At 69.7% G+C, this 14,723-nt stretch carries 8 protein-coding genes; 4 read left to right on the forward strand and 4 right to left on the reverse strand.

Features of this window, described 5'->3' with window-relative positions; all coding sequences use genetic code 11:
* Positions 1-28 precede the first annotated feature (28 nt).
* Positions 29-1,318, reverse strand: a complete 1,290-nt coding sequence (locus tag ACZ6TB_RS22955; RefSeq protein ID WP_465556720.1) for a vanadium-dependent haloperoxidase — start codon at positions 1,316-1,318, stop codon at positions 29-31.
* Between the two features lie 436 nt (positions 1,319-1,754).
* Positions 1,755-4,154 carry a non-reducing end alpha-L-arabinofuranosidase family hydrolase gene (locus ACZ6TB_RS22960; RefSeq protein ID WP_465556722.1) on the reverse strand — a complete coding sequence of 800 codons (2,400 nt, stop codon included), beginning with the start codon at positions 4,152-4,154 and terminating at the stop codon, positions 1,755-1,757.
* Positions 4,155-4,428: 274 nt separating this feature from the next.
* Between ACZ6TB_RS22960 and ACZ6TB_RS22965 the strand changes: the two genes are divergently transcribed.
* Positions 4,429-7,479, forward strand: a complete 3,051-nt coding sequence (locus tag ACZ6TB_RS22965; RefSeq protein WP_465556724.1) for a glycoside hydrolase family 9 protein — start codon at positions 4,429-4,431, stop codon at positions 7,477-7,479.
* Positions 7,480-7,528: 49 nt separating this feature from the next.
* Here the strand turns inward: ACZ6TB_RS22965 and ACZ6TB_RS22970 are convergent, their stop codons facing one another.
* Positions 7,529-8,965 (reverse strand): glycoside hydrolase family 10 protein, encoded by a 1,437-nt coding sequence (locus ACZ6TB_RS22970; RefSeq protein WP_465556726.1) that lies wholly within the window; start codon positions 8,963-8,965, stop codon positions 7,529-7,531.
* Between the two features lie 249 nt (positions 8,966-9,214).
* On the opposite strand from ACZ6TB_RS22970, the gene ACZ6TB_RS22975 reads away from it, so the two are divergent.
* Genes ACZ6TB_RS22975 through ACZ6TB_RS22985 form a run of 3 tightly spaced genes read left to right on the forward strand, consistent with a single transcriptional unit; the run spans position 9,215 to position 13,578 of the window.
* A complete protein-coding gene (locus tag ACZ6TB_RS22975; RefSeq protein WP_465556728.1) occupies positions 9,215-10,390 on the forward strand; it encodes a cellulose binding domain-containing protein in 1,176 nt (391 codons plus the stop codon).
* A 41-nt stretch (positions 10,391-10,431) separates the two neighbouring features.
* The gene (locus ACZ6TB_RS22980; protein ID WP_465556730.1) at positions 10,432-11,937 is read left to right on the forward strand and encodes an arabinofuranosidase catalytic domain-containing protein; all 1,506 of its coding nucleotides are present in this window, start codon (positions 10,432-10,434) and stop codon (positions 11,935-11,937) included.
* 21 nt (positions 11,938-11,958) lie between these two features.
* Complete coding sequence (locus tag ACZ6TB_RS22985) at positions 11,959-13,578, forward strand: glycoside hydrolase family 27 protein (protein WP_465556732.1); 1,620 nt, start codon at positions 11,959-11,961, stop codon at positions 13,576-13,578.
* 85 nt (positions 13,579-13,663) lie between these two features.
* Here the strand turns inward: ACZ6TB_RS22985 and ACZ6TB_RS22990 are convergent, their stop codons facing one another.
* Positions 13,664-14,677, reverse strand: coding sequence for a LacI family DNA-binding transcriptional regulator (locus ACZ6TB_RS22990; RefSeq protein ID WP_465556734.1), 1,014 nt, complete (start codon positions 14,675-14,677; stop codon positions 13,664-13,666).
* Positions 14,678-14,723 lie beyond the last annotated feature (46 nt).

A 14,723-nucleotide genomic window follows, 5' to 3' on the forward strand; every position in this document is an offset into this window, starting at 1 on the left:
TACCGGATACGCGCCGGGGTTACACCGGTCACGCAGCGATCAGGGGCCGCTGGGAGTAGCCGGTGGCGTGCTCCACGACATAACGGGCGATGTTGAACCCCAGCCGCTCGCCCGCCCGGTGGTCGATGCGAGTGTGCACCCCGGCGAAGATGCGGCTGAGGCCGGCCTCGTCGGCGACGTCCTGCAGGTTCCGGAACGACCGGGTCACCCCGGGAAGCGCCTCCGACGTCACGACCGCCGGCCGGTCGCCCAGTACCCGCCGGATCACCAGGGCCGCGGTCTGCGAGACGACGCTGTGCGCACCGGGATACGACGGGTCGGCGGGCGTGCCGCCCAGCGGATTCCAGGCCGGATCGGACCGCGTCGCCGGATTGTGATCGGTGTCGGCGAGCCGGATCGCCGTCACCGGCCGCCAGATGCGGTGTGTGTACTTCGCGGCGTAGAAGGCGATCACGGAGTCGGCGATCGCGAGGTTCAGCTCGGCGAACACCGTGGCGGCCCGACCGAGGTGCGCACCGGCGTCCCGGACCAGCTCCGCGGCGATCTCGTTCCAGTAGTTCCAGATCGGCGCGGCCCAGAACCGCGCCGTCTCGGTCTGGTCTGCCGTGCGTGCCGATCCGGCGTCCCGACCGGCGGTCCGCACCTCCGCCAGCGCCTTCGCGTACGGTTCCGTGGTCAGCCGGGGATAGGGAGCGACGCCGAACTGGTCCGCGGAGCGCACCACGAACGGTTTCACGCCGGACCAGTGGGTGAACACCGGCGGCGCGAAGCCGGGCGGGGTCGGGCGGTACTGGCCCGGCGCCGTACCGGGTGGCAGCACCGGCGGGGTCACGCCGGAACCGTCGGTGGCCCGCCACCGGACCATGGCCAGCGCGATCGCCCGGCCGACCCGCAGGCCGGCGGCCCGGCCCGCCGTGTCCGGCAGCACGGCCACCTGGTCGTCGAGCAGGCCGTCCCACTGCGCCCGGCGCGCCGGGTACAGCGCGACGAGCACGCCATGACCGGCAGCGGCGGCGGCCGCGACCGCCGACGCCCCGCGGGGCGCCGCGACCACGAAGCGGTACGGCCGGCCGCCGGCGACCGCGACGACGGCGTCGTACATCGCGGCGTGCAGCATGGCGAAACTCCGCGTCGGGTGGATCGTCGCGGGCTGCGCACCGGCGGTGCGCACGAGCCGCAGCAGGGCCGCGTTCCACTCCAGGATCACGTCGCCGGAGTCCGGGCGGACGGCCGACGCCGGCGATGCCGGTGACCACGCCCCGGTGGCCAGTATCCCGACACCGCTGCCGGCGAACACCAGCACGCTCCTGCGCGACATGCCCTCCATCAGAATTCCCCTCACGATCGGCCGGAAGTCCTCATTGGGTGTTGGGTTCACACCGGGAGATACGGCCGCGGGTTACACCGCCGGGCGAAACGGTGATGGTGATGGGAACGGATGACAGCGCGCCCGCGGCACTGGTGACGGCGTCGGCAGCACGGCGGGCATCGGATTCGCGATAGCGACGGAACTGCTGGCGGCGGGCTTCCGGCTGGTGATCACCGCGACCACCGAGCGGGTGCAGGACGCCCGGCGCGGTGGTGGGCGAGGTGGACGGTGACCCTGACGACCTGTGTCAACGTGACCCGTCGGGTGCTGCCGCCGATGGTGGGACGTGGCTACGGCCGACGAGCGTGAGCACGCGAGGTGTCCCGGTACAAGACGGCCGGCGGCTGGTCGAGCCGCCGGCCGCCCTGGGGTCGGGGCGCCCTCGCTAGCGCTGGAGGGTGAGCAGGCCCGGGCGCCACGGCAGGTTGTTGTAGTCGCCGCCGGCGTTGGGGTTCTTGCCCTGGTAGAGGAGTTGCAGGTTGCAGGGGTCGACGGTCTTGGTCTGGTCGGGGTTGTTGCGGACCAGGTCGCCGTGGCTGATGTCGTTGGTCCAGGTGGCGCCGCTGTTGGCCTTGCCCGCGAACGGGTTGCTCTCGCTGGCGGCGTTCGGGGTCCACGAGCCGCTCAGGCTGGAGGCGGTGAACGACCGGAAGTAGCGGCCCTGGCTGCCGATCGCCTCGACGAGCATCAGGTACTGGTTCTGGCCCTGGACCTTGTACACCTCGACCGCCTCGAACAGGTTGTTCGTCGAGTCGCTCATCACCGTGGTGTACGAGGAGCCGAAGCTGCCCGGGAAGTTCCCGATCGGCATGCTGGCCCGGTAGATCTTGCCGTTGTCCCCGGCGAAGAACAGGTACATGTTCTGCCCGTCACCGATGAGCGTCTGGTCGATGACGCCGTACGGGGCGTCGGAGATGGTCCCGGTGAACAGGGTCTGCGCGCTGGACCAGCCGTTGGCGTTCGTCGGATCGGACGACGTCTTGTAACTGAACGACGTCGGGCCCCACTGGTAGGCCAGCACCCAGATGTTCTTCGGGGCGAAGTAGAGCAGCGTGGGCGCCACGGTGCCCTGGCTCATGCCGTTCTGGCCGGCGGAGGCCATGTCCGACCAGTTGGTGAACGGGGTGAAGTTCATCGAGCCGTACGACCCGTTGCTGACGTTCGACGCGTACACCAGGTGCTTGCCGTTGTAGACGACGTTGGTGAAGTCCTTCAGCGACGTCCAGCCGTTCTTCGGGCCGGCCAGTGCCCCGGTCGAGCTCCACCGGTACGACGACGGGAGCGTGCACGAGTCGCCAGTCGGCGTCGGGGTGGGCGACGTGGTGCCGCCGCCGAGGGAGACGAGCTGGAACTGCTGGTTGGCCTGTCCGTTGCAGTCGTAGAGCTGGACCTGCTGGCCGTTGCCGGTGCCCCAGACGTCGAGGCAGCGGCCGGACTGCACCCCGGTGATGGTGCCGTTCGAGTTCACGTTCCACTGCTGGTTGGCCTGACCGTTGCAGCTGTAGATGATGACCGCGGTGCCGTTGGCGGTGCCCCTGCCGTTGGCGTCGAGGCACATCGAGCCGTAGACCGTCAGTTGCTTGCCGGACGTGTACGTCCACTGCTGGTTCGCCTGGCCATGGCAGTCGTAGAGCTGTACCCGGGTGCCGTTGCTCTGCGAGGAGTTCGGCACGTCGATGCACCGGCCCGACTGCGTGCCCTTGATCTCGTTCGCGCCGCTCGGCGGGGTGGGCGTCGAGCCGGTGGGCGTGGGGTCGGTCGGGGTGGGGGTCGGCGTGGCGGCGTTGAGGGCGTTGAGGACCGAGGTGTACGCGGCCTTCTTGTTGCCGTTGCCGTCGAACAGCAGCGGGCTCTCACTCGAACGCCAGGAATCGCTGTCCCGCACACCCCACACCGTGATGCCGATGCACCGCGGCACGTTCATGCAGGCCTGGGTCAGCCCGGCGTACTGCGACGTCGACGCGTTGGTGACGTCGGCCTCGGTCAACGCCACATCCACACCGAGCGCCGCGAAGCTCGACAGCGTCGTCTGGAAGTTGGACGGCAGCGAGCTCCCGCCGGTGAAGTGAGTTTGCAGGCCGACGCAGTCGATCGGCACGCCCCGCGACTTGAAGTCCTGGATCATGCGGTAGACGCCCTGCGTCTTCGCGTACGACCAGTTCTCGATGTTGTAGTCGTTGTAGCACAACCGCACCGACGGATCGGCGGCCCGGGCGGTGCGGAACGCCACCTCGATCCAGTCGTTGCCGGTCGCCTGCAGGTTGGACTGGCGGCGGCTGCCGTCCTCGTTGAACGCCTCGTTCACGACGTCCCAGGCCGTGAGCTTGCCCTTGTAGTGGCCCATCACGCCGTTGATGTGGTCGATCATCGCCTGGCGCAGGCCGCTGCCGCTGAGCCCGCCCCACCAGCTCGGCTGCTGCGCGTGCCAGGCCAGGGTGTGGCCGCGGACCTTCATGCCGCGCTGGGTCGCCCAGTTGTAGATCTGGTCGCCCGCGCTGAAGTTGAACTGCCCCCGCTGCGGCTCGGTGGCGTCCGGCTTCATCTCGTTCTCGGCCGTCACCATGGTGAACTCACGGCCGGCGATCGTGCTGTAGGTGGAATCGCCGAGCCGGCCCGCGGCGATCGCCGTTCCGAAGTAGCGGCCCGACTGAGCGGCCGCCGCACCGAGCGTGCCGGCCGCTGCTTCGGCGGACGGCATGAGGACCGTCGTGCCGGCCGCCACCAGCAGGCCCATCGCGGCCGCCAGCGTCAGCCGGAATCGGCTGGATCTCTTCAAGCGATTCATGACACTCCCTGGGCCGAGAGAATTCCGAGACATTCCGGCAACTTTCGGCGACGGTACCCGAGGAGAGAGGAGCACGGGAGCCTTGACGCATTGACCGATGTTGCAGCCCTCAGAAAAACTCGGGCCGAAACTACCGTTATATTTTGGAACTTACGATGGTCTTGGTGATTCACCCCGATCAATTGACGTGCGGAAACCCGCTGGTCACAATGGAAATCCATGGGAGCGCTCCCATATCGTCCTCACCGCTCCGCGAAGCCTGGAAGGAACCTCCGTGACTCCACACCTGCGTAAGCGGGTCACCGCGCTGACCGCGGCCGCCGTCGCGGCCACCGTGGCGCTGACTTCCTGGTCGGCGCAACCGGCGTCGGCCGACCCGACGCAGCACATCCCCAACGGCGACTTCACCGCGGGGACGGCCGGCTGGTGGTCCACCGACAACGCCCCGCTCTCCGCCACCGGCGGGGAGCTCTGCGCCGAGGTTCCCGGTGGCACCACCAACGCCTGGGACGTCAGCCTCGGCCACAACGACATCCCGCTCACGAACGGCGCCGCCTACCAGCTGAGCTTCCGCGCGCACGCCAGCGCGCCGGTGACCATCCAGGCGAACGTGCAGCTCAACGAGGCGCCCTACACCACGGCACTGTCCCGGGCGGTGGCGCTGACGACCGAGACGCAGACCTTCGCGTACGCGTTCACCTCCACCCTGGACTCGGCCGACGGCACCCTGACGTTCCAGCTCGGCGGCGGTGCCGAGGGTTTCACCTTCTGCCTCGACGACGTCTCGCTGACCAGTGACGCCGCCGCCCCGCCGGCCGGCCCCGAGCAACTGAAGAACGGCGACTTCGCCGACGGCACCGCGGGCTGGTACTCCTACGGCACCACGGCGACCGGCGCCGGCGACGGGCAGCTGTGCGCCACCGTGCCGGCCGGGCTGGCCAACCCCTGGGACGCCGGCATCGGGCAGAACGACGTCGCGCTGAAGGCCGGCTCGTCGTACACGCTGTCGTTCGACGCCACGGCGACGCCCGGCGCCACCGTGCGGGCCGCCGTCCAGCTCGGCGCCGACCCGTACACGTCGTACTTCAGCCACGACGTCGCGCTGACCGCTGCCCGGCAGCACCTGGAGTACACGTTCACCGCCACCGAGGACACCGCCTCGGGTCAGGTCGCCTTCCAGGTCGGTGGCGCCGCCGCGGAGTACCGGTTGTGCCTGGACAACGTGTCGCTGATCGGCGGCGAGGAGAAGCCGCCGTACGTGCCGGAGACCGGGCCGCGGGTGCGGGTCAACCAGGTCGGCTACCTGCCGGCCGGACCGAAGAACGCCACCCTGGTCACCGAGGCCACGGCGGCGCTGGACTGGCAGCTCAAGAACGCGGCGGGGGACGTGGTCACGTCGGGCCGCAGCACGCCGCGCGGGGTGGACGCCGCCTCCGGCCAGAACGTCCACACCATCGACTTCTCCGCCTACACCACGGCGGGGACCGGCTACACGCTCGTCGCCGACGGGCAGACCAGCCATCCGTTCGACATCTCCGGCTCCGTCTACCAGCAGCTGCGTTCGGACGCCCTGCAGTTCTTCTACATTCAGCGCAGCGGCATCGCGATCGACGGCGGCCTGGTCGGCGAGCAGTACGCCCGGCCGGCCGGTCACCTGGGCGTGGCCCCGAACAAGGGCGACACCAGCGTTCCGTGCCGGGCCGGCACCTGCGACTACCGGCTCGATGTGCGCGGCGGCTGGTACGACGCCGGCGACCAGGGCAAGTACGTGGTCAACGGCGGTATCGCCGTACAGCAGCTGATGAGCAGCTTCGAACGCACCAAGACCGCCGTCACCGCCAACGGAGGCGCCGCCCTGGCCGACAGCACCCTGCGGGTGCCCGAACGCGGCAACAAGGTCCCGGACATCCTCGACGAGGCCCGCTGGGAGCTCGAGTTCCTGATGCGCATGCAGGTTCCGGCCGGCCGGCCGTTCGCCGGCATGGCCCATCACAAGATCCACGATGCCAACTGGACCGGCCTGCCGATGCAGCCCCAGAACGACCCCGAGCAACGGGAGCTGCAGCCGCCGTCGACGGCGGCCACGCTGAACCTGGCGGCCACCGCCGCCCAGGGCGCGCGCCTGTTCGCGCCGTACGACGCGGCGTTCTCGGCCAAGCTGCTGGCCTCGGCCCGCACCGCGTACGCCGCGGCCAGGGCCAACCCGGCAAAGCCGGCCCAGGACCTGGGTGGGGGCGGCGGCTCGTACGGCGACGACGACGTCTCCGACGAGTTCTACTGGGCCGCCGCCGAGCTGTACCTGACCACCGGCGAAGCGGCGTTCCGGACCGACGTGACCGCGTCCGCGCACCACACCGGCGACGTCTTCGCCGCGACCGGCTTCGGCTGGGGCAGCACCGCGGCGCTGGGCCGGCTCGACCTGGCCACGGTGCCGAGCGCACTCCCGGCCGCCGACCGGCAGCGGGTACGTCAGTCGGTGATCACCGCCGCGGACAGCTACCTGGCCACCCTCGACGCCCAGGCGTACGGTCTGCCGATGCCGGGCAACGCGGGCAGCTACTTCTGGGGCGGCAACAGCAACATCCTCAACAACGTCCAGGTGCTGGCGACCGCGTTCGACCTGACCGGCGCCGCGAAATACCGCGACGGCGCGGTGCAGGGCGTCGACTACATCTTCGGCCGCAACGCGCTGAACCAGTCCTACGTCACCGGCTGGGGCGAGAAGGCGTCACAGAACCAGCACACCCGGATCTACGCGCACGAGAAGGACGCCGGGCTGCCGCACCCGCCGGCCGGATCGCTGGCCGGCGGCGCGAACGCCGGGCTGGACGACCCGTACGCGAAGAATCTGCTCTCGGGTTGCAAGCCGATGTTCTGCTACGTCGACGACATCGAGTCGTATGCCACCAACGAGATCGCCATCAACTGGAACTCCGCCCTGGCCTGGGTCGCATCTTTCCTGGCCGACCAGGGGGCGGGTGAACCGGCCGCGGCGGTGTCCTGCCGGGCCTCGTACTCCAACTACGGTGACTGGTCGGACGGGTCCGGGTTCACCGCGCAACTGGCGGTCACCAACACCGGCACCACGACCATCGACGGCTGGGCGGTGCGCTTCGCCTTCCTCGGCGGCCAGCGCGTCCGCGAGGCGTGGTCGGCCGAGGCGGCGCAGTCCGGCGCCACGGTGACGGCCCGGAACACCACCACGAACCGGAGCATCCAACCGGGGGCGACGGTCTACTTCGGCTTCAACGCCACCACGCCGGGCGGACCGAACCCGGCGCCGGAGCTGATCACGCTCAACGGAGCGGCCTGCGACCGGTCCTGACCGCCGGGCCCGGCCGGCCGGTGCCGGCCGGGCCCGCGCTCTCGTGTGGTCAGGGACTGGTGCAGGAGAGGCCGCCTGGCGCCGGGCTGCTGCTGCCGTTGGCCACGAAACCGAAACTGGTCGAGGCGCCCGCGCCGAGGGAACCGTTGTACGCGGCGTTGCGGACGCTGATCGCCCCGCTGGTGCCGGAGTTGACCCCGTTCCACAGGTTGACCAGGCTCTGCCCGCTCGCCAGCGTGAGCTGCACGGTCCAGCCGCCGAGGGTGGCCGAGCCGTTGTTGGTCACCGTGACCTCGCCCTGGAAGCCGCCGCTCCAGGTGCCGGTGGTGTGGTACGTCGCCGTGCAGGCGCCCGGCTGCCCGGTGTCCGGCGGGGTGCTCGGCGAGGTGCTGATCGGCGTGCTGGGACTGCTGGGCGGCGTACCGCTCCCGGGCACCGTCGTGGTGGCGGCGTTGAGCGCGTTGAGGACGGCCGAGTAGGCGGCCTTGGGGTTGCTGTTGCGGTCGAACAGCAGCGGGTTCTCGCTGCCACGCCAGGAGTCGCTGTCCCGGATGCCCCACGTCGTGATGCCGACGCAGCGGGGAACGTTCACGCAGGCTTGGGTGAGGCCGGCGTACTGGCTGGTCGAGGCGTTGGTGACGTCGGCCTCGGTCAGGGCCACGTCGACGTCCAGGGCGGCGAAGCTGGACAGGGTGGTCTGGAAGTTGGACGGCAACGAGCTGCCGCCGGTGAAGTGGGTCTGGAGGCCGACGCAGTCGATCGGCACGCCGCGGGACTTGAAGTCGCGGATCATGTTGTACACCCCCTGCGTCTTGGCGTACGTCCAGTTCTCGATGTTGTAGTCGTTGTAACAGAGCTTGACCGACGGATCGGCCGCCCGGGCGGTCCTGAAGGCCACCTCGATCCAGTCGTTGCCGGTGCTCTGCAGGTTCGACGACCGGCGGCCGCCGTTCTCGGCGAACGCCTCGTTCACCACGTCCCAGTAGGCGAGCTTGCCCTTGTAGTGGGCCATCACGCCGTTGATGTGCTCGATCATCGCCTGCCGCAGCGCGCTGCCGCTCAGGCTGCCCCAGAACCGTGGTTGCTGGGCGTGCCACGCGAGGGTGTGGCCGCGAACCCGCATGCCGTGCTGGACGGCCCAGTTGTAGATCGCATCGCCGGCGCCGAAGGTGAACTGGCCACTGCTGGGCTCGGTCGCGTCGGGCTTCATCTCGTTGACGGCGGTCATCATGTCGAACTCGCGGTTCGCGATGGTGAGGAACCCGGAGTCGCCGAGGCGGTCGCCGCCCATGGCGGCGCCGAAGTACCGCCCGCTGCGCTCGGCGGCCGCTTTCAGGGTGGTACCGGGTGGGCCGCTGAGATCGGCGTGCGCGAGGGTGGCCGCGGCCATCGACGCGACGGCGGTCGCCAGCGCGATCGCGCCACCGGCGAGCAGCCGTACGCGGCCGCGGGTGCGGCGCCCTTGATCGGTGGGAGCTTCGTTCATCGGTCCGTTTCCTTTGCCGGAAGAGTCGCGGATTGCGGTCATGGAGTTAACGCTAACTATCGATGTCAGTCAATTAAAGTGCGCGCCCTCAGTGACCAACTCGGCCGAGCCTGAACGCCGGTCATAACGGTTTTTCAGTGAGCCTTTTTGTCGAATGACGATCTGCCCTTGACCGCAGAATTGTGAAGGTTAACATCGACGAAACTCACTGAATACTCGGTGTCGATCGAGGCATGAGAGGCGACCGGCATGGGAACGAGATCGAGGGTCAGCGCCGTGGCGGCGGCCGTCGCCGGCTCGGTCACGGCCGTGGTGATGGTGCTCGGCCCGGCACCGGCCAGCGCCGCCACGGGCGGCTCCGGACCGTACCCCGCCGATTACGAGACCGCGAGCAGCCTGCCCAACCACACCATCTACCGGCCGCAGAGCCTGCCGTCCGAGCGTCTGCCGATCTTCGTGTGGGGCAACGGTGGATGCGCGGCCAACGGCACCGGGCAGATCAACTTCCTGCGGGAGATCTCCTCGTACGGCTTCCTCGTGATCGCCGGCGGAGCCCCGAACGGATCCGGCTCGACGACGTCGCAGATGCTCACCCAGTCGATCGACTGGGCGGTCGCCGAGAACACCAGGGCCGGCGGCAAGTACTACGGCAAGCTCGACACCAGCCGGATCGCCGTGGGCGGCTGGTCCTGCGGGGGCCTGGAGGCGTACGCCGTCTCCAACGATCCGCGGATCACCACGACCACCATCTTCTCCAGCGGCCTGTTGAACGACGCCGACGACTACCAGCTCAAGAGGCTGACCAAGCCGATCGCGTACTTCATCGGTGGTCCCAGCGACATCGCCTACCCGAACGCCGTCGATGACTGGGGAAAGCTCCCGGCCGGGCTGCCCGCGTTCATGGGCAACCTGAACGTCGGCCACGGCGGCACCTACGACCAGACCAACGGCGGCGAGTTCGGCCGGGTGGCGGTGCTCTACCTCAAGTGGCGGCTGAAGGGCGACCTCACCGCCGGGGCGAACTTCGCCGGCGCCGACTGCGGTCTGTGCCACAGCCAATGGCAGGTTCAGCAGAAGAACCTGACGCTCGGCGACGGCACGCCCTCTCCCTCGCCGTCGGGCGACGCCGGCCCCGCCTGCTCCGCGGTGTACGCCGTTCAGGACCAGTGGAACGGCGGGTTCGTCGCCACCGTCACCGTGACCGCCGGATCCGCCGCGCTCAACGGCTGGCGGGTCGTCCTCGGCCTGCCCGGCGGAGCGTCGATCACCTCCCTGTGGAACGCCGTCCGGAGCGGCGACAGCGGGACCGTCACGGTCACGAACCAGAGCTACAACGGACGGCTGTCCCCCGGCCAGACCGCCACCTTCGGCTTCCAGGGCACCGGAACCGGCAGCGGCGCCACGGTCACCTGCGCAGGTACCTGAATCATCCGCGCGAGCCCCCTCGCCTTCCGAAGGACGATGCCATGAACCATGTGAAAGACCAGCTCCGAGCGGTCGCCGCCGCGTTCGCGCCGGTCCTGCTCGCCGGCCTGGCGATGACGATCGCGGCACCGGCCACGGCCGCCTCGGCGACCGCACTGGCCGCCACCTCGCAGGTGTGCGACATCTACGCGGCCGGCGGGACGCCGTGCATCGGCGCGCACAGCACCACCCGGGCGCTCTACGCGGCGTACACCGGTCCCCTGTACCAGGTGCAGCGCGCATCCGACCACGCGTACGCCGACATCGGGCTGCTTTCCGCCGGTGGGTACGCCAACGCGGCCGCCCAGGACTCCTTCTGCGCCGGCACCTCCTGCACGATCACCAAGATCTACGACCAGACCGCGAACCACAACGACCTGCCGATCTCCTGGGGCGGCTATTGGAAAGGCCCCGGCCCCAACGGCGCCGACATCGGCGCCGACGCCAAGGCGCTGCCGCTGACCGTCGGCGGCAACCGGGCGTACGGAATCAAGGTCACCCAGGGCGTCGGATACCGCGTCGACCACGCCCGCAACGCGCCGACCGGGGCTCAGCCGGAAGGCATCTACATGGTCACCTCGTCCGACTACGTCAACAAGTGGTGCTGCTTCGACTACGGCAGCGGCGAGAACTCGCACACCGACACCGGCAACGCCACCATGAACGCCATCGAATGGGGCACCGCCTGCTGGTTCGGTGACTGGGCCAACAATCCGTGCGTCGGCACCGGGCCGTGGGTCGAGGCCGACCTCGAGAACGGCATGTTCCACACCAATACCGGCTCCAACAAGGACCCGAACAACTCCGGCGTGCACTTCCCGTTCGTCAGCGCGTGGGAGAAGAACAACGGCACCAGCAACTTCACGCTCAAGTACGGCAACGCCACCAGCGGCGGCCTGACCACCACCTTCTCCGGTCCGTTGCCCAACGGGTACTCGCCGATGAAGACGGACAGCTCGCTGCTGCTGGGCACCGGCGGCGACAACAGCAACTCCGGCGTCGGTTACTTCTTCGAGGGCGCCGTGACCGCCGGCTACCCGTCGGACGCCACCGAGAACGCGGTGCAGGCGACCATCACCGCGGCCGGGTACTCGTTCACCGGCGGCACCGGCGGCCAGACCAACGTCCAGCTCGTGGGCCAGCAGTCCGGCCGGTGCCTCGACGTCGCCGGGCAGAGCACGGCCAACGGCGCGCAGGCCCAGCTGTGGGACTGCTCCGGCAACACCAACCAGCGGTGGACGTACACCTCGGCCAAGCAACTGCAGGTGTACGGCAACAAGTGCCTCGACGCGTACAACCGGGGCACCACCAACGGCACCAACGTCATCATCTGGGACTGCAACGGCCAGACCAACCAGCAATGGAGCCTCAACGCCGACGGCACCGTGGTCGGCGCGCAGTCCGGTCTGTGCCTGGACGCGAACGGCGCCGCCACCGCCAACGGAACCAAGGCCATCCTCTGGTCGTGCAACGGCGGCTCGAACCAGAAGTGGAACCCGCGCAGCTGAGCCCTGGAAGGGGATGTACGGATGCACACGTCACACCACAGCGGTGTCCGCCGCTGGCTGATCCGGTTCGCCGTGCTCGCGCTGGCGATCGGCGGCTTCGGCTGGGGCATCGGCCTACGCACCGCCGCGCCGGCCCAGGCACTGGCCAACAACCTCGCGCTGACCCCGCCGATGGGCTGGAACGACTGGAACGCGTACGGCTGCAACGTCTCCGAGACGCTGGTGAAGCAGACCGCCGACAAGATCGTCTCGAGCGGGCTGGCGGCGGCCGGTTACCAGTACGTCAACATCGACGACTGCTGGATGCAGCGCAGCCGGGACGGCGCCGGCAACCTGCAGCCCGACTACGGCAAGTTTCCCGACGGCATCGCCGGCACCGCGGCGTACGTGCACGGGAAGGGCTTGAAGTTGGGCATCTACGAGGATGCCGGCACCTCGACCTGTGCCGGTTACCCGGGCAGTCTCGGGCATGAGGCGCAGGACGCGCGGTCCTTTGCGGCCTGGGGCGTCGACTACCTGAAGTACGACAACTGCTACAACAACGGCAGCAGCACGACTCAGCCGTACATCGCCCGGTACTCGGCGATGCGGGACGCGCTCGCCGCCACCGGCCGGCCGATCGTCTACAGCATCTGCGAGTGGGGGGTCAACGCGCCCTGGACCTGGGCCGCCCCGGTCGGCAACCTGTGGCGCACGACCGGCGACATCCAGAACAACTACAACAGCATGCTGTCGATCTTCCACCAGAACGTCGGACTGGCCGCGTACGCCGGTCCGGGCCAGTGGAACGACCCGGACATGCTCGAGGTCGGCAACGGCATGTCGGCCACCGAGGACCGCGCCCACTTCAGCCTCTGGGCCGAGATGGCCGCGCCGCTGCTGGCCGGCAACAACCTGGTCAACGCCAGCTCGACCACGCTGTCCATCCTGGGCAACAAGGCGGTCATCGCCGTCGACCAGGACGCGGCGGGCAAGCAGGGCCGGATGATCAGCTCCGCCGGCGGCCTGGACGTGCTGGCCAAGCCGCTGGCCAACGGTGACGTCTCGGTGGTTCTGTTCAATGAGGGCTCCTCGACCGCGACCATCAGCACCACGGCGGCGGCGATCGGCAAGAGCGGTGCGTCCAGCTACACGCTCAACGACCTGTGGGCCACCACGACCAGCACGACCAGCGGCACGATCAGCGCCTCGGTCCCGGGCCACGGCGTCGTCATGTACCGGGTGTCCGGCGGCACCACCAGCGATCCGGGCGGCGGCACGACGACGTCCACGATCCGCGGGGTGGGCTCGAACCGCTGCCTGGACGACCCGAACAGCAACACCACCAACGGCACCGTGCCGGTCATCTGGGACTGCAACGGCGGCACCAACCAGCGGTGGACCCGCAGCGGCAACCAGCTGCAGGTGCTCGGCAAGTGCCTGGACGCCTACAACAACCAGACCGCACCCGGTACGAAGGTGGAGATCTGGGACTGCAACGGCCAGACCAACCAGCAGTGGACGGTCAACGCCAACGGCACCATCACCGGTGTCCAGTCGGGGCTCTGCCTGGACGTGACCGGGGCCGGCACCGCCAACAACACGACGGTCCAGCTGTGGACCTGCACCGGCGCCGGCAATCAGAAGTGGACCTTGAGCTGAGCGTCCCGTCGAGGTGAGAGCCCGGCCGGCCGCCGACCTTCACGCGCGGCCGGGCTCCGCCCTGATTCGCCCGCCGGCTCGCGCGTCAGGCCGACTCCCGGACCACCACCTTCGTGGGCAGGATGAACGGCTGAGGCTGCGCGCCGTTCAGCAGCTCGACCAGCATGCGGGCGGCCTCGCGGCCCAGGGCCTGCACCGGCTGATGCACGGTGGTCAGCTTCGGATCGGTGTGCAGCGCGATCGGCAGATCGTCGAAACCCACCACGGCCACGTCGCCGGGCACCGAACGGCCCGCGCCGCGCAACATGCGCAACGCCCCGGCCGCCATGTTGTCGTTCGCCGCGAGCACGGCGTCGAGATCCGGGTGCGTCATCAGCAGCGCACGCATCGCCGCGGCGCCGCCGGCCTCCATGAAGTCTCCGGGCTCGGTGGCGTACGGCCGGAGTCCCGCCAGCGTCAGCGCCTCGGTGTAGCCGCGGCGCCGTTCCCGCCCGACCGCGGTGTCGTCCGGTCCGGTGATCATGACGATCCGGCGGCGGCCGGCGCGCAGCAGGTACTCGGTGGCCGCACGCGCCCCGCCCGCGTTGTCGGTCTCGACGTAGAACGGCGGCGTCCCGTGCATCGGCAACCCGATGAAGACGGTCGGCAGTCCGGATCGCGCCGCGATGTCGATCAGCGGATCGTCACCGCGTAGCGCGACCAGCATCACCCCGTCGGCTCCCCGGGTCTGCAGGAAGTTCTCCAGCCGCCGCTGACCGTGACCGGTCGTGGCCAGGCTGAGCATCAGGTGCAGGTCGGTCTTCTCCAGCGCGGTGGACGCGCCCACCATGACCTGCCCGAAGAACGGATCCGCGAACACTCCCGGCCCGTCACCGGAGACGCCGAGCACCACCACGCCGGTCTGGCGCGTCGCCAACGCCCGCGCGGCCCGGTTCGGCGTGAACCCGAGCTCCCGGATCGCCTTCTCCACCGCGTCGCGCTTGGCCCGGCTGACGTGCGGACCGTTGTTGATCACCCGGGAGGCGACCGTACGCGACACCCGAGCCCGCTGGGCGACCTCGTCGAGGGTCGGCGGCCGCGACGGGACCGGCGACGACATACCGGGCCCTCCTCCGCTCGAAACAGTGCCTTGCTGCTCAGCGTAC

The sequence above is a fragment of the Actinoplanes sp. NPDC051537 genome (assembly GCF_055586105.1).